This is a genomic window from Escherichia sp. MOD1-EC6098, from assembly GCF_002965865.1.
GTDB lineage: Bacteria > Pseudomonadota > Gammaproteobacteria > Enterobacterales > Enterobacteriaceae > Escherichia > Escherichia marmotae.
Genome location: NZ_PTSN01000015.1, coordinates 120,778 through 140,060 on the forward strand (window position 1 = coordinate 120,778; position 19,283 = coordinate 140,060).

Sequence of the window (19,283 nt, forward strand, 5' to 3'; positions counted from 1 at the left end):
GAAGTTGATAGAATCGCATCATCTTGCACGGTCAAATGTGCTTTTTAAAACACTCATCCGCATCACGATGTGAGGAAATTAACATGAATCTTAAGCTGCAGCTGAAAATCCTCTCTTTTCTGCAGTTCTGCCTGTGGGGAAGTTGGCTAACGACCCTCGGCTCATATATGTTCGTTACCCTGAAGTTCGACGGTGCTTCTATTGGCGCAGTTTATAGTTCACTGGGTATCGCCGCGGTCTTTATGCCTGCTTTGCTGGGGATTGTGGCCGACAAATGGTTAAGTGCGAAATGGGTATATGCCATTTGTCACACCATCGGCGCAATTACTCTCTTCATGGCGGCGCAAGTTACCACGCCGGAGGCGATGTTCCTCGTTATCCTGATTAACTCGTTTGCCTATATGCCAACACTTGGGTTAATCAACACCATCTCTTACTATCGCCTGCAAAACGCGGGGCTGGATATCGTTACTGATTTCCCGCCAATCCGTATCTGGGGCACCATCGGTTTTATTATGGCGATGTGGGTGGTGAGCCTGTCAGGCTTCGAACTAAGCCACATGCAACTGTATATTGGCGCAGCCCTTTCCGCCGTTCTGGTGCTGTTTACCTTTACGCTGCCGTATATTCCGGTTGCTAAACAGCAAGCGAATCAGAGCTGGACGACTTTGCTGGGGCTTGATGCATTCGCGCTGTTTAAAAACAAGCGTATGGCGATTTTCTTCATCTTCTCGATGCTGCTGGGCGCGGAACTGCAGATTACCAACATGTTCGGTAATACCTTCCTGCACAGCTTCGACAAAGATCCGATGTTCGCCAGCAGCTTTATCGTGCAACATGCGTCAATCATCATGTCGATTTCGCAAATCTCTGAAACGCTGTTCATTCTGACTATCCCGTTCTTCTTAAGCCGCTACGGTATTAAGAACGTAATGATGATCAGTATTGTGGCGTGGATACTGCGTTTTGCGCTGTTTGCCTACGGCGACCCGACTCCGTTCGGTACTGTACTGCTGGTGCTGTCAATGATTGTCTACGGTTGCGCATTCGACTTCTTCAACATCTCTGGTTCGGTGTTTGTGGAAAAAGAAGTTAGCCCGGCAATTCGCGCCAGTGCGCAGGGGATGTTCCTGATGATGACCAACGGCTTCGGCTGTATCCTCGGCGGTATTGTGAGCGGTAAAGTGGTTGAGATGTATACCCAAAACGGCATTACCGACTGGCAGACCGTATGGCTGATTTTCGCAGGTTACTCCGTGGTTCTGGCCTTCGCGTTCATGGCGATGTTCAAATACAAACACGTTCGTGTCCCGGCGGGCACACAGACGGTTAACCACTAATTACGCCAAGAAAAACGGGCTACCAGATGGTAGCCCGTTTTTTTGTTCTCACTTCAACACATAACCGTATAAACGTTTCATGCCGTCGGCATCGGTTTCGCTATAGACACCTTGTAGCTCCGGCGAAAACCCCGGCAACAAATTCACGCCTTCTTCCAGTGCGAGAAAATAACGCTGTACCGCGCCTCCCCATACCTCCCCCGGCACCACGCAAAGCACGCCAGGTGGATACGGCAGCGCGCCTTCCGCCGCAATCCGCCCTTCGGCATCACGAATACGCACTAACTCCACTTCACCACGAATATAGGCGCTATGCGCATCCTGGGGATTCATCACTACAGGCGGGAAACTCTGTTGGCGGAACATCGCTTTTTGCAGGTCTTTGACGTCGAAACTGACATACAGATCGTGCATCTCCTGACACAACTGGCGCAGGGTATAGTCGCGATAGCGCACCGGATATTTGTTATAAACGCTTGGCAACACCTCAGCCAGTGGCGAGTCATCCTCAATATGCTGTTCAAACTGTGCCAACATTGCGACCAGTTGTGCCAGCTTCTCGTGGCTCTCCGCCGGGGTTAATAAGAACAGAATAGAGTTGAGATCGCACTTTTCCGGCACAATGCCATTCTCACGCAGATAGTGCGCCAGAATCGTCGCAGGAATACCAAAGTCGCTATATTCACCGGTTTCGGCATCGATACCGAGCGTGGTCAGTAGCAGCTTGCACGGATCAACAAAATACTGATCTGCGGCATATCCCTCAAAGCCGTGCCAATTCGCCCCCGGTTCAAAACTGAAGAAGCGACGGTCGCTGGCCAATACTGACGTCGGATAATCCTGCCACAATTTGCCACCAACAACGGGCGGGATAAACGGGCGAAACAGCTTACAGCGTGCAAGAATCGCCTTGCGCGCTTCAATGCCCAACTCAACACACTCCGCCCACAGTCGACGACCGCTCTCCCCTTCATGGATTTTGGCGTTAACGTCCAGCGCAGCAAACAGCGGATAGAACGGACTGGTGGAGGCGTGGAGCATAAAGGCATTATTCAACCGCTTATGCGGGCAAAAGCGCGCCTGCCCGCGAATATGGTTATCTTTTTTGTGGATCTGCGAAGTCTGTGAGAATCCCGCCTGCTGTTTGTGCACCGACTGGGTAACAAAGATCCCCGGATCGTTTTCGTTAAGTTCTAACAGTAACGGCGAGCTATCTGCCATCATCGGAATAAACTGCTCGTAACCGCCCCACGCGGAATCAAACAGAATGTAATCGCACAAATGCCCAATGGTCTCGATCACCTGGCGAGCGTTATAGATAGTACCGTCATAAGTTCCTAACTGAATAATTGCCAGGCGAAACGGGCGCGGTAGTTCGGCTTTTTCTGGTGCCACTTCCCGAATTTGCTGGCGCAAATAGTCTTCATTAAAACAATGCGCATCAATACCGCCGATAAAACCGAACGGGTTACGCGCGGCTTCCAGATACACCGGCGTCGCCCCAGCCTGAATCAATGCACCGTGATGATTCGACTTATGATTGTTACGATCGAACAGTACCAGATCGCCACGCGTTAACAGCGCATTGGTAACCACTTTGTTTGCTGCCGAAGTGCCGTTAAGCACAAAATAGGTTTTATCAGCATGAAACACTTTGGCCGCAAACTTCTGCGCATCCTTCGCTGAGCCTTCATGAATAAGCAGATCGCCCAGTTTCACATCGGCGTTGCACATATCGGCACGAAAAACGTTCTCACCGAAGAAATTGTAAAAATGACGCCCCGCAGGATGCTTTTTAAAGAACGCGCCATGTTGATGACCCGGGCAAGCAAAAGTGCTGTTGCCCATCTCAACATATTGCGTCAGCGTGTCATAAAACGGCGGCAACACGTTCTCTTCGTACTGGCAGGCTGCAGATTCCAGCTCCAGCCACTGCTGCTCGTTGCCATTGATTACCGCCGCGACGCCCGCAGGCAATTCAACAATCTGTTCGGAATACAAAAACACCGGTAGATGAAAACCAGTGCGTTTAAGTAACGCAAGAATGCCACTGCGGCTATCCGCAGCGGTAATGACGACTGCCGCGACGTCCGTAAAATCAGTATCTTCCAGCGCCACCACGCGACGATGGGTAGAAATTCGGGAAACCAGTTCACTACTGGCGGCAATACTCATTGATTTCATAAATGTAAAACCCGTTTCGGGGAGGTAAAAATACCGGGCAAGGTGTAAAAACCTGCCGCATGAGATGTGGGTCAAACTGGTCACCAGCTCCGACCGCCAGACATCAGTAAAAGCAGAATGGCTCTGATTTTACTGTTGTCCTACAGTGAGCGTGCGTTAACTTCACCGCATGAGCAGTAATATGGAAAGGGAAGCGTTTCGCGCAAAACGGCGATAAACAAGAGAATGTAAGGAGGTGGCGTGCATCGGGCAAACTCCGTACAACAAGGAGAAAATTCGCGCAATCATGGCACCTTTCACCAGAGCGTGCAAGCCAGGACTTTGCGGTCAGACAAGCAATCGGCGGGACAAAAAGTTCATAATAAAAACATCAAACAACACAATTAACAGGAACTCTTGTGGTCATCGGCCCTTTTATCAACGCTAGTGCAGTATTACTGGGTGGCGTCCTCGGCGCACTGCTTAGTCAACGCTTACCGGAACGGATCCGTGTCTCTATGACATCCATTTTTGGTCTGGCATCGTTGGGAATTGGTATTTTACTGGTGGTGAAATGCGCCAACCTTCCGGCGATGGTTTTAGCGACGCTACTCGGTGCATTAATTGGTGAAATTTGTTTGTTGGAAAAAGGTGTTAATACCGCAGTCGCTAAAGCGCAAAATTTGTTTCGTCACTCGCGTAAAAAGCCAGCGCATGAATCTTTTATTCAGAATTTTGTCGCGATTATTGTCCTGTTTTGTGCCAGCGGCACCGGGATCTTCGGCGCGATGAATGAAGGGATGACCGGCGATCCGAGCATTTTAATCGCCAAGTCATTTCTGGATTTCTTTACCGCGATGATCTTCGCCTGTTCACTTGGCATTGCGGTATCGGTGATTAGTATTCCATTGCTGATCATCCAGTTAACGCTGGCCTGGGCTGCTGCGCTGATATTACCGCTGACAACACCATCGATGATGGCGGACTTCAGCGCCGTAGGTGGTTTGCTGCTGCTAGCAACCGGCTTACGCATCTGCGGCATTAAACTATTTCCGGTGGTCAACATGCTTCCAGCACTACTTCTGGCAATGCCTCTTTCCGCCGCCTGGAGCGCCTGGTTTGTCTGATGATGCGTGTAGTAACGGCAAAGTGATGATAGATTGTGCAGTCTGCTATAAATTGAAGAAATTTAATTGACGAGACGAGGCGAATCAGGTTTAATGCGCCCCGTTGCCCGGATAGCTCAGTCGGTAGAGCAGGGGATTGAAAATCCCCGTGTCCTTGGTTCGATTCCGAGTCCGGGCACCACTTTCACTTCCAGATTCATCTCCCGAACTCCACGAAACTCAAGTATAATCACATCGTTACAAACAATCTGAACATCCTGAACTCCACCGAACTCTACTGAACTCTCTCTCAATCAAGCGTTCATTGGGGGCACCGGTGGGGGCTCATTGTGTTCAGTCAGTTTCAGGAGCCCCCATATGGCACTTACAGCCAGACAGGTCGAAACAGCCAGACCTAAAGAAAAAGACTATAAACTCTCTGACGAACGTGGTTTATATCTGCTGGTAAAAACCACGGGTGCCCGCTACTGGCGGCTTAAATACCGGATAGCAGGAAAAGAGAAAAAACTGGCCCTCGGCGTCTATCCCGACGTCTCCCTTGCTGAAGCCAGAATCAAACGCGACGATGCCCGAAAAATTATCTCCGAAGGTGGTGACCCGGGCGAAAAGAAGCGAAAGGAAAAACTCACTCAGAAAATCTCTGCCACCAATACGTTCCATGCCCTTGCTACGGAATGGCACCAGCATAAATCTTTGTCATGGTCTGAAAGTTACGCCAGAAGCGTACTGGAGGCTCTGGATAAAGATATTTTCCCGTATCTGGGCAAACGAAGCGTTACTGATATCCTCCCGCTGGAAATGCTGGAAATTCTGCGCCGCATAGAAAAACGTGGCTCGCTGGAAAAACTGCGTAAGGTGCGCCAATACTGTAATCAAATTTTTCGTTATGCCATCGCCACCGGACGAGCCACTGTCAATCCGGCATCTGAACTGACCAGTACGCTGGCGGCGCCAAAAGCGGCGCATTTCCCCCACCTGAGAGCAGATGAGCTCCCTGTTTTTCTCCGGAAGCTCGCTGAATATCATGGCAGTCCTGTTACCCGCATGGCGACAAATCTGCTGCTTCTGACAGGCCTCAGAACAATTGAACTACGGTCCGCTGAATGGTCAGAAATTGATTTTGATAATGCCCTGTGGACAATCCCTGAAAGCCGCATGAAAATGCGACGTAAACATGTCGTACCACTGTCACGACAGACCACTGACATTCTGCTGCAGCTCAAAACTTTCTCCGGACAATACCGGCTGGTTTTTCCGGGACGTTGTGATATCAACAAGCCAATGAGCGAAGCCAGCATCAACATGGTGCTCAAACGTATCGGTTACGATGGCAGGGCAACCGGTCATGGTTTTCGTCACACCATGAGTACCATTCTGCACGAACAGGGCTTTAATTCTGCCTGGATTGAAATGCAGTTAGCTCATGTGGATAAAAACGCCATCAGGGGTACCTATAATCATGCCCAGTATCTCGATGGTCGCCGTGAAATGATGCAGTGGTACGCAGATTATATTGATTCGCTTTATAAGCAAGAGAGTCAGGGTTAAGAGCACTTGTCCTGATATTTTCTCTCAATCCACAAATTCTCCTCCGGCCTCCAGGTCCGGAGGAATTTTGTTTTTATGCTTTATTTTTAGATATTTTTTATTTTTTGACAAAATATTTAATATTGCATCTGTAAAAAATCTCAAGACATCACACCGTTATGGACCGCTAACAATTTTGATACCTGTAATATCAATCATCATCATGTCGTTATTTCAGCACCATTCCCCAAAAAAAATCGATTAATATGCTGTTTCAGCTGACAATTCACAATACATCAGAATGCAGATAAAGATAAATTTTCATTCTCATGTAACACCACTGTCGATGATATTGTAAACAACATTCATCCCGGACAAAAACAAGACTTGATACACAACATCACGACTTTTATGCTTTTCAGATTGTGTCCCATCCGTTTTACAGGCTCAGAAAATGAACGACAGATTACGCTTTGAAGTGAACGATAACCAGGGGCGTTTCGTATTTCCGGATACCTGGTTTGGCCCATTACTGGGGGAGTTTGAAGAAGCGCTTGATGCATACGACACAGATGAAATCAGTGAGACGGGTTATATCAACAGGCTCAGACGCCTTGCCCGACAGGCGCCGGATTTTATCGACGTCCATGCTCATCTGGCATACGTATTTCTGGAACAGAATGCTCCACGTAAGGCACTGAACGCCGCTCTTAAAGGACTGGCGGCAGGTAATCGTCTCATCCCGGAAAGTTTCAGTGGTGAAATCATCTGGATGCATCCCGAAAACCGGCCTTATCTGCGCGCGCTTTATGCAGCAATTCTCGCAAATGTGCACCTACAGCGTCATCAGGATGCGGTTATGCTTACTGATAAAATACTGGCATACAATCCTGAAGATAATCAGGGTGCCCGCTGGTTGTTGGGTTCAGAGCTGTTACGAACAGGTGATCATGAGCGAGCCTTCAGTGTACTGAAAAAACATGCTGATGAATTTTCACCTTACTGGTATGAACTTGGTCTTCTGCATTTTCTTAATGGGGAACTGGTAAAAGCTGCAACTGCATTTCGTCGCGGATTTGCGGCAAATACTTACATCGCGGAAATTCTGTGCGGAAATCTGCATCCATTTCCTCTTGCTGTATGGCATAACTATTCTGCCGGGCCGGATACTGCCGAAGATTATTATGCAACATACTCACCATTATGGGGACAATATCCGGAAGCATTGCTGTTTGTAAACTGGCTCTATAACCATTCCTCTGTGCTGCATGAACGGGCAGAAATCATTAAATGCGCTGAAATGCTGATGCAGGAAGATGATTTCAAAATATGCGAAAGCATTTTAAGACAGCAGAAGCTGTTGTGGGAAAGAATTGATGAGACACTTTCTGAGGAAATTGTACAGAAATGCAGAAATATTAACGGTGAATATGTCTGGCCCTGGATATTGCCGTTTTCAGCGGCAGGAATGAAACACACAAGCATCCAGCATCAGTAGATATTGCATTAGTGTATCTTTCAAACAAGTAATAAATTATCCACCAGTAATAACACAGCCCCCCACTTCCCCAGGTTATCGCCCTGGGGTTATTTTCTGAAAGTTTCCTTTGAAAAAATAGCGTAGTAAATTACTTTAACGAATTATTCCAGGGGTTCATTAAAGTTCTTTCGTAATACTTTGTAGTCAAACACGTTATGGCTGGCATCAAAAACCACGGATTTTCCCTGCCAGCGGGTAATCACCTCCTCCGGCGTTTTCGGTTGAGCCGGTCTGGTTACGCCCATCCATGCATTAATCAGATAATCATTATACGCAGTGGAAAAAACGCTGTTCACCGTCTGGCGATCGACATGCTCTCCCAGCGCCGGGCTGTACCAGATAAACATCGGAACATGATAAGCCTGCTGACTGGGTTTTATTCCGCCATGAAAATAGGCATGTTCTTTTGTCGGGTCATACTCCAGACCGTGATCTGAAAAATACATGACGGATGCCCGGCGCGTTTCCAGCATGGTGAAAACCTGTCCCAACAAACTGTCGGTATAATGAATGGAATTATCGTAACAGACTTCCTCTGTATCCAGCGGTTTAAACACAGCTTTATCCCTGGGCCAGTTACTGCAGACCGGTTCATGGCTGCCCGTCAGATGCAGAACAATCAGTTTTCTGCGCCCCGGATTACTGTTCAGTGCTTCAGCCAGGTGTGGGAGCAGTAACTCATCATAGCCTCTGACATAAATTCTGTTTCTGGCCCGCATGGCAATACTGGCCACAGCTGTTCCGTTCTGCCGGAACGCCGATTGTGCGCTGAGCCACCAGGTATCGAATCCCGCCTGATTCGCCATGTTGATAATATTATCGGGATAATGGCGAACATCATGATGCAGCACGGTATCTACAGATAATGCCAGCGGTACCGCAAGGGCGGTATAAGGTGCCCCGCTGATTGCCTGAGTGAACAGTTTCAGTCGTGATTTCTGTTTCTGAAGCTCTGGTGTGGTTGGGCGCGAATACCCGTAAATAGACATGTTATCAGTCCTTGCAGATTCACCAATCACCAGAACAAATACGTCAGTGTTGTTATCCGTAATCACCAGATCGTAATGGGGGACAGCATCCGCAATCGTCATTAATCTATGATGCTCCTTTGCGGCCAGCGCAAAGTAATTCAGATTAAAGAAAGGCGTATACGTGGCAAACCGGGAAACAATGATGTAAGGATCGACTTCATTTATTTGATGCTGTTTTTTCAACGCAAACTGAAAGGAAGAATATAACGCTACTGTAATTAACAATAAAAATGCAATTACCGTGACCTTTTCCGATGGCAATGAGGACGTTTTATTTATTGCTGAACAGAAGAACAATAAAAAGAGGATAATAAATGCGATAACATAAACAACATACATCCTGAACATTCTTATTACTTCATCAGGATCTGTCTGAAGGATACTGATTGCAAAACCATCATTAAATGTTGTACCGAATGTACACCATGAATACAAACTGATACTGATATCTGCCGCTGTCAGCAATGTGAATGAAAAGGCAAGAATAAAACGCAGCGTAAGCGATTTCATCGCCTTAATAATAAGAAGCGCAGGGTGAAGAATAATATCCGGTAAATCAGATGCGCTCCTGAGGATACAAGGATATTAGAAAGGGTAAAGACAACCACTGATAACACGAGGCGCTTATCATTGCTAATCCGTGACCAGTGCATGAACGGAAGATTAATTTTCATAATAATTGAGTAAAAGCGATATTTCTGCCCGGCGCTGACCGTGAAACATACCGTGGCAGATGAATACATTTTTCTGAATAATCATAAAACGGGCATCATCCGCCGCCACAAATGTAGCGGCGTAAACAGGATCGTCATGATGTTTTCTTTCGTGACAGAAGAGAACGGCACATACCACCCGCAATCATTATCAGCAGGAATAACATCCCCAGGACAACAATTACTCTTAATGCCGGATGAACCCGATCGGCGAGAAAAAATAACTCCATCCCGAAACCAATAACAAGCCAGGCCAGCGCCATTCCGACGAGCCCTTTTAACAGCAATCTCACGCTCCTCTCCTTCTGCATTCTTAACGAAAATGCCTTACAATAACAGCAGCCGGGGAAAGCAACGCTGGCTGCTGAATGGTATGACATTTTACTGCTTTATGTTCTCTCAGTTTCTGTCCTGACGCCGCCATTAATGGCATTACAGTTTATTCAGAATAAGGCAGGCGGCCTGGTTTAATGCAATAAACTCCTGCCAGCTGTACTGAGACTGATAATTCAGTAAATACTGGTCTTCAACCCGGCAAATCTGTGGGCGTTTATCATAAATTGCACACAAATGAGAATCAGTCTGATAGTGACGGCAAATACCGTCACCACGATCCAGACATTGCGTTTCACCCGCCCTGTTGACATGACGACAACAGGCCCCACACTGGTTACAGGGAAATGGAGGGTGTAATTTCATCGCTTATTTAACCAGTCGCGAACAGAAGCCACATTTCCTGACTCAAACGGCAACGCAATCCCTCGTCGGCTGACTTCTTCTCTCAGCAGAAGTCCGCGCTCTATCTCACTGTTTACGCTATCCAGATGAAGCGAAAAGTGATTTAACGCGGCAGCATCAACAGAAAATTCCAGCGCAGTAAGTTCTACAAGATAGCGATCAAGTTCAGCATTGACTGCCTGAAAGTATTCCAGTGATCGCCGGAACTTATCCTTAAATTTGTCCAGAAATGCCCACACCCGCTGCATAACCTCGCTGTATTCGAGATAATAATTCATCACCAGCCCGAGAATACCTGTCGTCAGCGCACCACAAAAGGCAGCAAGCTCTGAACCAAATGGAAAAATAAGGATCTGCGCCATCGCCTCATTTATCATCACCCCTCCGGCAACAGCCACACCTGCTGCTATCAGTTTAGTGACCGCTTTGGCTAACTGTCCCGGCGATAATCCCTCCGGGTTAAACACCAGGATTTTAAAGGCCTGAACGAGATTGTTCCACATTTCCCTGATAAGCCGGACAATCATTTTTTCCGTTGTCAGGAATATATTTAACAGCGTTGTGGTAATACCTGACAGTATCCCTCCGATGACTCCATCTTTAAAGGCAATTAAAAAAGAACTGAATTTTTCCTGTACTCGTTTCTGGCAGACACGTAATGCTGACGTTATTTCGGACAGACATTTGCCGGCACTGAATGAGTTCCGTTGCTGCCTGATAATATGCGGGATTCGTTCCCTCAGTTCGAACCAGATCTCGGCAAGAATAAGCCCCAGCATCTGTCGCGTCCCCATACGAAAACCGGAATTAAGTGAAGCACTGGCGACAGCAGTAGCAAACTTACTACTCAGGTAATAGCTCTGATTAATCGTGGCCTCATATTTTTCCCGGGCATATTTATCAGTCCTTTCCATACGCTCAGTATCTGCATCAGCTTTTTTTCTCAGACTTATCAGACGTTTCTTTTCCTTTTCTGTCAGCGTTGCCTGAGATTCAAGCTCTGCTATCTGCCTTAACGTATCTTCTCTGTTTTTCTGCAGCGTGCAAATAAACGCATCCATTGAGTCTGCTTTCTTTGATTTATTGAGCGACTCATGTGTGAATGCCAGATTTGAAGCGTCATTTGCCAGTTCTGCACCATCCCGTTCAGCAAGAATTCTCCCCGGATCATCATGAATTTCTTTAGCGGAAATAATATGATCCAGATTTTTTTTATCGTCTGAAGCAAACACTTCGCCTGTATATGCATCAGTAAGAGTCCCTGCCTGATGTGCACGCTTTCCTTCCCGGTTCGTCGCGATGTAGTTCTCATGGCTGTGGTAATGATGAGAATCATAGTCGCCACGACCTTCATACCGCTGTCGCTCAGCCTCCGTGGCATAAATGCCATTACGCACATTATGGATAGTGTCAACATCACCACCCTTACGATCATTTAGCAACAGAAAATCCAGCCCGAATGATGTAACCAGGCTCTTCACCATGGTCTGATGTAACTCTTCTGTCCAGTCAAATTTTTCCACATTCATGTTATTTCACTTCTTGTAAAGCCGGGCTTTAACGCCCGGTAAATCATTAACTCCGGGATGAAAAATCATCAAATTTCACAACCGAACTGGCCAGTACATCATCCAGCTCTTCCTTATTAATAACGTTCATTCCATTATCATCCCTTTCCATTTCAATAACGTTATCTTTTATCACAGCCTCACCATTTTCCTGTTTCCGCGGTTTAAACAGTGGCGTTGTAATAATATCCGTCATAATAGCGGCCAGTGAATATCCATGCTCAATAAGCATAATGATTTCATCTGATACATTGATATCCTGTTGTTTAGTAATAACAGAATGCATGGATTTAAGCGGTTCGAAATAATGCTCAGTAAACACAGCATGCATTCTGTTCAGTGCAGCGAGAATTTCATCAACGTATTGATTAACTTTTGCAAAATGCTCCCGGGCCAGATTCATTTTCTTAACTGCCCGTTCAACTTTGCAGGCACACTGATGGGCATTTTCAAGAGCTTTCATCGCATGTCTGTCGTAAGCCCAGCCCGCTATGGCAATCAACGGTGCAGCCACTGCAGTGCCTAATACCATTGCGCCACCAGCCATTCCCATGCCCCCTGCAGCCAGTGAGCCCCCACCAATTGCCGCCATCGTCGCATTATAAGCCGCGGCACCAGAAAGCGCTGCAATGGGTGTACCTGTGGAAGCCGCTGCAAATGCCATCACTCCGCTATACACAGCAAAACCCGCAGCAGCCCCGGAAACTCCGGCAGCAACGACCGTACTGAGATATTCTGTCGCTGAAATGGCCAGGTTATGAATCTTATTGATGTTATGTTGCGGGACACTCAGTTTCAGGTCTTTATTGCCCTCTTTTTCCAGACGCGCCAGGAGCTCAGCAGCAATCCTGTCGAACTCACTGAAATCTTTACCAATCTCAAGCTCTTTATTTCCGAGCGTTGTTAATTTTGATGATGTCTGAGCTTCAGCCTGCTCAAATTTTCCTTTATGCTCCTCGTAACGCTCTTTTGCTTTTTCGTGGATATCCTCTGCTTCTGACTTTTTTTGATATCCATCGTAAGCTTTTTTTCCGCCGAATGCCGCAGCGCCGGCAGCCACACCCAAAATAATGAAAGGTAACGCCATTCTTTTCCTCCTGTACAGGTTGCTTTATCATCAGTCAACTGAAGTATTTCAGGAAACATTCTCAACAGTGAGGTATTTTCCTAACATTGTTAACACGGCTTCTTTCAGCCATACTGGTTCAATAATTTCAACATTCGGTAACCAGTATAAAATCAACGGGATAATTTGATTTTTATGTGCAGCCTTGCATGACAGCGTAATGCCATTGTCATGTTTGTGTAGCAATTGCTGGTAAGGAAGTAAGTCCCGTCGCAAAAAATAATGGGCGATATTACTGTGAATGAACAACACTACATCAAATGTTTTGTCGCTCACCCACGGGTCACATGACTCACTTATCAGTGACTGTATTTTCTCACTCTTTGCAAACTTTTCTTTTTTTATATCCAGCCATTTTATTTTAGCTAATGAAAACGACTTTAACTTGTTCTCTTCAGTAGCCAGCAAATACCATATACTTCTCTGATTAGTTAATTTATAGGGATGAACGATTCTGGTCTTACCGGCATATGCAATCTGGCAAACATTACTGTTGCAGATCGCTTTTTCAAGAACATCAAGATATTTTCTTAAATCATCCCTGATAGTGTGCTCAGGGTTATGAAACTGAACACGAATATGCTTTTCGGTTGCCCTGTTTTCTAATTTCTGCCAGAAACCTTCATCCCGTTCAGGAAAAATCGCATCAGTATCCAGTAACCTGGCCAGAGATTTGTGCAGTGATTCTTTACTCTGGTTTCCTGCTCTTGCTGAAATAAGTCGGTATTTTCCATCGCCACAAGCTTCAATAAAGGGAGAAAGCATATTCAGATCACGATATGCTGTTCGCTCAGTGATGTTGTATTTTTTCATCAAATTATGGCGACTGACCACGCCATAATTCTGTAATTCAACAAGGATATCAATCAAACGCTCCGCTGAGCGATTTCTCGTTGAGTCAGCCATAAGTCACTGCACCTGTAGTATTACTCTCGTGTAAGTGAATTATATAAATACTCCTGACATCATTTGTCAGTTCCACAAAACTACGCCTTTCGGTGACAGATTTTTATTTGATCATAATCAAATTTTAAATCAGATGCCGGAGAGCCTCTTTCGTAATAAGGCTTATTGTTTCCGGAAGAGCTGATATAGCAAAAAACAACATATCCCAACAACACTCCTTTTTCATTTTACAGGCTGACAACCATTCTGCGTATCACCTGCACCTCTGTAAAAAATCAACGCGTGTAATATTTTTGCTCTGTTTATATTTCATATGTCTGAAATTATTAGTTACCAGAGGGAGAATATCATCAGGATATCTGTTGTTGATTTGTCATACCTGCACTTTACTGTGCCCCAAAGCGCAGGCAGAAATGGCTGTCAGAAGTTATATGTTGCACCTAACATAAACTCGTTACTTCTGACATCAACAGAGGATTTATATTTAGCACCATCCTCATCTTTATAAGTCAGAGTGGAATCCCCTGCATCCAGATACCGGTAACTGAGGTCAAGGCTGAAATCCTGCGTCACATCGTATTTAACACCGACACCAAGGCTCCATGCCAGGTTGTTTTCGTATTTCGACGCTGAAGCTGAATATACTTCACTGCCTGCCGGGCTGTTATCGGTATATATGTACGAAGTTTTATGATGAACCCGAGCATAACCCAGGCCAGCAGATATCCATGGCGTGAATGCACTGCTGTTTCTGAAATCATAATACGCATTCAGCATCAGCGTGTTTACACTGAGTTTGTTCTGTGCGTCATCAAACTCGGCGCCACCGGCACTTTCCCAATAACTCAGACGATATTTTGATTCAGCATTACCACGGCCATAAAACTCCACTTCAGTACGTACCGGCACATTGTAGTGCTGATAAAAATCGTATCCCACCGCAAGGCCTGCGCCAAAAACCGTATCACTTTTGTCACCGCCCTTATATTTATCCGCCCATGCCCCTTCACCATCAACGAAACGTTGGTCTGAAAGTGACATAACAGAAGCACCGGCTTTACCGGTCACATAAAAGCCTGTTTTGCTCTCATCAGCCAGAGCCTGGGCCGAAAACATGCCTGCCATTGCAAGCGCTGAAACCGCAATAACCTTTTTCATTTCAATCATCTCCGTTGGTTCTTACCCTACCCGACAAAGAGGGTTGCCTATTTTAAAACCATGAAAAAGACAGGGTAAAATGGTTACAACCGATCGATGCGATCATATCGATCGGTAAAATCGATCGATATTGGTGAGGATTTTCGTTTCGAATCAACAAAATGGTAATGATAGAGCCAGGGCTGAAATGCTGTGCCCCAAAAGCCCGGGAGATTTGCATTACAACTGCACTACAGTACAAAATGCCAGACACAGTAAAAAAGACTGGGTAATCAACCCACCAGAGAAAACACGTTTATTGCAAAAGATAGGGAAATTATGTGCAAACTGACTAAAGAAGAATACAGCATCATCAGTCGGACAATGATGAATATTCGTTCACTATGCACATATGTACGCGAACTTGATTTTGAGCAGTTACTCGACATGCAGAAAAAATGGACACGGTGATTAAAGAACATCATGAAGATGCCGAACGAGAAGCGGCTGAACGTAAGGAACTGGAAGCTAAATACCAACAGGCAGTTGAATACATTACTTCTTTGGGGCTTGACCCGGAAGTATACCTAGTTCCAGTTTCTGCTATTGCGGGGACAACGGAAACCAAACGAAAACCCAAAGGCAGAGAGAGAAAAGCGAATTATATCTTTGAGGATGAGAACGGCGATACCAAGACGTGGTCTGGTAACGGTAAAATGCCACTTGCTCTACGAAAACAGTTAATAAAGGTTGTACCTTGGAAGCTTTTCTCATTGAAAAGCCCAGCCAACATGAACAAAGTGAATAAAGTTTTCATGCAGCAAAGGTAGTCAACTCAAATTACGGTAGAGCCTGTACATAGAAATGAGATGGTCACCCCCACCCTGTGAGCGGTACGCTGACAGGGTGGATTATTTTAGAGGGCACCATCATGCAAAACGTTGCGCTTATTGGTATCGATCTCGGTAAACATTCTTTTCATATTCATTGTCAGGATAAATCTGGCAATGCGCTTTTGCGTAAGAAGTTTACGCGTACGAAGCTGATGCAGTTTCTGGTAACATGTCCATCCTCAGTAGTTGTTATGGAAGCCTGCGCTGGTGCGCATTTTATGGCCCGGCGTATCAGCGACATCGGTCATGACGTAAAACTTATCTCTCCGCAATTCGTGCGTCCATTTGTCAAAAGCAATAAGAATGATTTTATTGATGCAGAAGCCATATGCGAAGCGGCTTCACGACCATCAATGCGTTTTGTCCAGCCCAGAACAGAAACCCAACAGGCAATGAGGGCATTACACCGGGTCAGAGAATCGCTCATCAGGGATAAGGTGAAAACAACCAACCAGATCCACGCTTTCCTGCTGGAATTTGGAATCAGCCTGCCGACAGGGGATGCCGTAATAAAACGGTTGTCTCTGGTGTTGGCTGAACACGAAATACCTGAATATCTGAGTCGCTTGCTGATGAAATTACATGCTCACTATCTTTATCTTATTGAGCAAATAACAGAACTGGAATCAGAGTTAAACCAGTCAATCAAAGCTGACGCTACTGCGCAACGTATTATGACAATACCCGGTGTTGGGCCGATTACGGCCAGCCTGCTCTCATCCCAGCTTGGTGATGGTAAACAATTTTCATGCAGCAGGGATTTTGCAGCATCCACAGGACTTGTTCCCCGACAATATAGTACCGGTGGTAAATCAACGCTGCTGGGGATCAGCAAACGAGGCGACAAAAATTTGCGTCGGTTACTTGTTCAGTGCGCCCGCTCGTTCATGATGCGGCTGGAGCATCAACAGGGCAGACTCGCTGAATGGGTTCGAAAACAACTCGACAACAAGCATTCGAATATTGTCGCCTGCGCTCTGGCAAATAAACTGGCCCGAATAGCCTGGGCAATCACTGTTCTGCAAAAAGAATATCAGGCTTGATATATACTGACAAAACTCAATTAGCTTATTTTAAACAATAAGATACAAGTTACCTGTCTGGTTTTGCGAAGACTGATTATTGATGACATGAACGGCAAATCGACCTGATTAAAAACCTAACAGAGAAAATGGCTCACTGAAGCCGAGGGCCTTTTTAGGATTATCAGGTGCGGAACTCATCGAGGCGCGGGCCTCCTTGCCCACAGAGACGCCGGATAGATTTAAGCAAGCCCACCATTAATCAAAAATCAGTGTTGCAAAAACGGGGGGTGACCATAGATTTGTGTAATTGCCTGATTTTGATATGTTCAATTCAACATCAAATGAAGGTTAAATTATGGACGACAAACAATTGCAGGCTCTGGCTAACGAACTGGCCAAAAATCTCAAAACCCCTGAAGATCTCAATCAGTTCGATCGCCTGCTCAAGAAAATCAGTGTTGAGGCTGCTCTCAACGCTGAAATGACTCACCATCTGGGACATGAAAAAATCAGCCCAAATCGGGAACCAACTCCCGTAATGGCTATTCCTCGAAAACTGTCACCACTACCGACGGGCCGATGGAATTACGTACTCCACGTGATCGTGATGGTTCCTTCGAACCACAACTGGTGAAGAAAAATCAGACCCGCATTACCGACATGGACAACCAGATCCTGGCACTGTATGCCAGAGGGATGACTACCCGCGAAATTACCTCAGCCTTCAAAGAAATGTACGATGCAGACGTCTCTCTGGCGCTGATATCGAAAGTCACCGATGCCGTAATCGACTAGGTTGTTGAATGGCAAAACCGTCCTCAGGATGCGATGGGGATGCGGACGATTTCCTGGACTGCTTTATCATTCCAGCCCGCATTGTTGGCGGTACATTTCAGGGCTGACGGCTCCCAGCGATAATTTTATACGCCGCTCGTTATACCATCTGATGTAAGCATCTACATGCTGCATGAACTTTTCTGGCGTGATGCCCGACCATTTACGCCCATAATACATTTCCGTTTTCAGTCTGCCGAAAAAGCCTTCGCATGCGGCATTATCAGGTGAACATCCTTTACGGGACATTGAGCGAATAAGACCTGCTGCATTCACTCTTTCCAGCCAGCCTGGCCAGCGATAATGCCCACCTCTGTCACTGTGTATCACCGGTCGTTCGCCAGCATTTAACGTTTCGACAGCGCTATCCAGCATAGTGTTGACCAGTTCAGCATCGGGGCGTGTACTGAGAGACCAGCTCACAACTTTTCCATCGAAGCAGTCCACCACCGGTGACAGCCAGACTTTACCTGCAGGGAGCTGGAACTCCGTGATATCTGTCAGCCATTTCTGATTAGGTTGCTCCGCCTTAAAATCTCTGGCGATAAGGTTATCCGGAGCCGGTCCGATTTCTCCGCAATATGAGCTGTAGCGGCGACGACGGTTACGGCTGACGACAAGCTGTTCCTCCACCATAAGTCTGCGTACAACCTTTTCTGATAGCCGAACCCCCTCATGCCTGAGCATCGCATGCAGGCGACGATAGCCATAACACTGGTAATTACTGTTAAATATATCTGTCAGCATCGTACGTATCGTGGCGTATTTATCACCGGCTTTCAGTGCAGCCCGGTGATAAAAATAACTGCTACGGGCAAGGCCCAGAACATGCAGTAATTCTGTCAGGGGATATGTTTGTCTCAGGGCATCAGCGATCTTCGTTTTTTCTCTGTTGTTCAGGTGACTGATACTGATGCCCGGGTCTTTTTTTATGATTTCCTCCGCCTTTTTCAGAATATCCAGCTCCATCTGCCGGCGGCGTATTTCCTGATTCAGTCGGGCGACTTCCTCCCGCAACGCATCGCGTTCTGCCTCCAGGGAAGGTTCGTTATGTTTACGCATAGTCTGGTAAGCACTGTTGCCGATAATTTCATCTTTCCATTTATACAATACCGCACGACTGACACCAATACGCCTGGCGATTTCACTGGCTGATACTTGTCGTGTACAGAGTGCCATGACAGCCTGACGTTTGACTTCTGGTTCAAAGGGCGCAACCGGGTTGGCCTTACTGGTAAATATACGTCGTCTGTCGGGATAAAGTTCATTAACCCAGCGAGCGAGTACATCAGTGCAGGGATAACCCAGGGCTCTGCTGGTAAACGCTAGGCAGCAGCCGTGGTTAAGATAATGTTCAACGGCAACCTGTTTTTGCTCATCGGAGTAACGGTGCTTATGACGAATGGATTCTTTTGCGCCACCACCTGCTTCCCATGAGCGGATCCAACGCCGCAGATTTCTTTTCGAAGGGTAGCCCAGTTTGCGTACGACGGGAGCCAGCTTCTTACCATATTTGAAATAAAGCTCAATGGCGCGGATTTTTTCTTCTTCAGTAAACATGTTTTATCTCCTGAGAGTCCAGGAAATCATCCGCATCCCCATAACGGTCAAACAT

The 19,283-nt window shown here is 46.4% G+C and carries 13 protein-coding genes, 1 tRNA gene and 3 pseudogenes; 8 read left to right on the forward strand and 9 right to left on the reverse strand.

The window, feature by feature from the left end:
• The first annotated feature begins 83 nt into the window (after positions 1 to 83).
• On the forward strand, positions 84 to 1,340 hold the full coding sequence (gene nupG / locus C0K55_RS16420; RefSeq protein WP_001517062.1) for a nucleoside permease NupG: 1,257 nt from the start codon (positions 84 to 86) through the stop codon (positions 1,338 to 1,340).
• 48 nt (positions 1,341 to 1,388) lie between these two features.
• On the opposite strand, the gene speC is transcribed toward nupG, so the two are convergent.
• A complete protein-coding gene (speC, locus tag C0K55_RS16425) occupies positions 1,389 to 3,524 on the reverse strand; it encodes an ornithine decarboxylase (protein WP_105266620.1) in 2,136 nt (711 codons plus the stop codon).
• A 162-nt stretch (positions 3,525 to 3,686) separates the two neighbouring features.
• The gene (locus C0K55_RS26645) at positions 3,687 to 3,770 is read right to left on the reverse strand and encodes a hypothetical protein (protein ID WP_212976457.1); all 84 of its coding nucleotides are present in this window, start codon (positions 3,768 to 3,770) and stop codon (positions 3,687 to 3,689) included.
• Positions 3,771 to 3,922: 152 nt separating this feature from the next.
• Here C0K55_RS26645 and C0K55_RS16430 point away from each other — a divergent pair, with 152 nt between their 5' ends.
• The 4 genes from C0K55_RS16430 (at position 3,923) to C0K55_RS16445 (ending at position 7,655) form a co-directional block, all read left to right on the forward strand.
• Positions 3,923 to 4,630 carry a DUF554 domain-containing protein gene (locus C0K55_RS16430; protein ID WP_000234506.1) on the forward strand — a complete coding sequence of 236 codons (708 nt, stop codon included), beginning with the start codon at positions 3,923 to 3,925 and terminating at the stop codon, positions 4,628 to 4,630.
• 105 nt (positions 4,631 to 4,735) lie between these two features.
• Positions 4,736 to 4,811, forward strand: a tRNA-Phe gene (locus C0K55_RS16435).
• Between the two features lie 176 nt (positions 4,812 to 4,987).
• Positions 4,988 to 6,178: a tyrosine-type recombinase/integrase gene (locus C0K55_RS16440; protein ID WP_105266621.1), complete on the forward strand. Its 1,191-nt coding sequence runs from the start codon at positions 4,988 to 4,990 to the stop codon at positions 6,176 to 6,178.
• 433 nt (positions 6,179 to 6,611) lie between these two features.
• Positions 6,612 to 7,655, forward strand: coding sequence for a tetratricopeptide repeat protein (locus C0K55_RS16445; RefSeq protein ID WP_000999865.1), 1,044 nt, complete (start codon positions 6,612 to 6,614; stop codon positions 7,653 to 7,655).
• A gap of 143 nt (positions 7,656 to 7,798) precedes the next feature.
• Here C0K55_RS16445 and C0K55_RS16450 read toward each other — a convergent pair.
• The 6 genes and pseudogenes from C0K55_RS16450 to C0K55_RS16480 form a co-directional block, all read right to left on the reverse strand.
• A pseudogene (locus C0K55_RS16450) lies at positions 7,799 to 9,471 on the reverse strand (phosphoethanolamine transferase).
• A gap of 65 nt (positions 9,472 to 9,536) precedes the next feature.
• Positions 9,537 to 9,734: a hypothetical protein gene (locus tag C0K55_RS16455; RefSeq protein WP_001543225.1), complete on the reverse strand. Its 198-nt coding sequence runs from the start codon at positions 9,732 to 9,734 to the stop codon at positions 9,537 to 9,539.
• A gap of 402 nt (positions 9,735 to 10,136) precedes the next feature.
• On the reverse strand, positions 10,137 to 11,708 hold the full coding sequence (locus C0K55_RS16465) for a cobalamin adenosyltransferase (RefSeq protein ID WP_105266623.1): 1,572 nt from the start codon (positions 11,706 to 11,708) through the stop codon (positions 10,137 to 10,139).
• A 46-nt stretch (positions 11,709 to 11,754) separates the two neighbouring features.
• Positions 11,755 to 12,834, reverse strand: coding sequence for a chemotaxis protein (locus C0K55_RS16470; RefSeq protein ID WP_105266624.1), 1,080 nt, complete (start codon positions 12,832 to 12,834; stop codon positions 11,755 to 11,757).
• Between the two features lie 48 nt (positions 12,835 to 12,882).
• Entirely contained in the window at positions 12,883 to 13,779 is an 897-nt protein-coding gene (locus C0K55_RS16475; protein ID WP_000785680.1) for a helix-turn-helix transcriptional regulator, read from the reverse strand.
• A 420-nt stretch (positions 13,780 to 14,199) separates the two neighbouring features.
• Positions 14,200 to 14,937 (reverse strand): outer membrane protein, encoded by a 738-nt coding sequence (locus C0K55_RS16480; RefSeq protein WP_024257362.1) that lies wholly within the window; start codon positions 14,935 to 14,937, stop codon positions 14,200 to 14,202.
• Positions 14,938 to 15,255: 318 nt separating this feature from the next.
• Here C0K55_RS16480 and C0K55_RS16485 point away from each other — a divergent pair.
• From C0K55_RS16485 to C0K55_RS16500, 3 genes and pseudogenes are all read left to right on the forward strand, one after another.
• A pseudogene (locus C0K55_RS16485) lies at positions 15,256 to 15,724 on the forward strand (H-NS family histone-like protein).
• Positions 15,725 to 15,847: 123 nt separating this feature from the next.
• Positions 15,848 to 16,852 carry an IS110 family transposase gene (locus C0K55_RS16490; protein WP_001181773.1) on the forward strand — a complete coding sequence of 335 codons (1,005 nt, stop codon included), beginning with the start codon at positions 15,848 to 15,850 and terminating at the stop codon, positions 16,850 to 16,852.
• A gap of 337 nt (positions 16,853 to 17,189) precedes the next feature.
• Positions 17,190 to 17,626 (forward strand): annotated as a pseudogene (locus C0K55_RS16500) (transposase); the annotation flags it as partial.
• A 69-nt stretch (positions 17,627 to 17,695) separates the two neighbouring features.
• Here C0K55_RS16500 and C0K55_RS16505 read toward each other — a convergent pair.
• Positions 17,696 to 19,228 (reverse strand): IS3 family transposase, encoded by a 1,533-nt coding sequence (locus tag C0K55_RS16505; protein WP_105266625.1) that lies wholly within the window; start codon positions 19,226 to 19,228, stop codon positions 17,696 to 17,698.
• Between the last annotated feature and the right edge of the window lie 55 nt (positions 19,229 to 19,283).